This is a genomic window from Bacillus cereus group sp. BfR-BA-01408 (assembly GCF_022663305.1).
Taxonomy (GTDB): domain Bacteria; phylum Bacillota; class Bacilli; order Bacillales; family Bacillaceae_G; genus Bacillus_A; species Bacillus_A pacificus.
Genome location: NZ_JAKUFF010000258.1, coordinates 1 through 271 on the forward strand (window position 1 = coordinate 1; position 271 = coordinate 271).

Here is a 271-nt window from a genome sequence, read left to right on the forward strand (position 1 = left end):
GGTGGCAGCGACTCTGGTGGCAGCGGCTCTAGCGGCAACGGTTCTGGCCGCAGTGGTTCTGGCGGCAGCGGCTCTGGTGGCAGCGGCTCTAGCGGCAGTGGTTCTGACGGTAACGGTTCTGGTGGCAGCGGCTCTGGCGGCAACGGTTCTGGCCGCAGTGGTTCTGACGGTAACGGTTCTGGTGGCAGTGGTTCTGACGGTAACGGTTCTGGTGGCAGCGGCTCTGGCGGCAATCGTGGTAAAGGCGATAGCAGTTCTCAAGGAGGAAATG

1 protein-coding gene is annotated in these 271 nt (G+C 63.1%); it reads left to right on the forward strand.

All coding sequences use genetic code 11. From position 1 onward, the window contains the following. Positions 1–16: 16 nt before the first annotated feature. On the forward strand, positions 17–271 hold a 255-nt coding region (locus tag MR083_RS27215; protein ID WP_242270131.1), incomplete at its 3' end, for a hypothetical protein.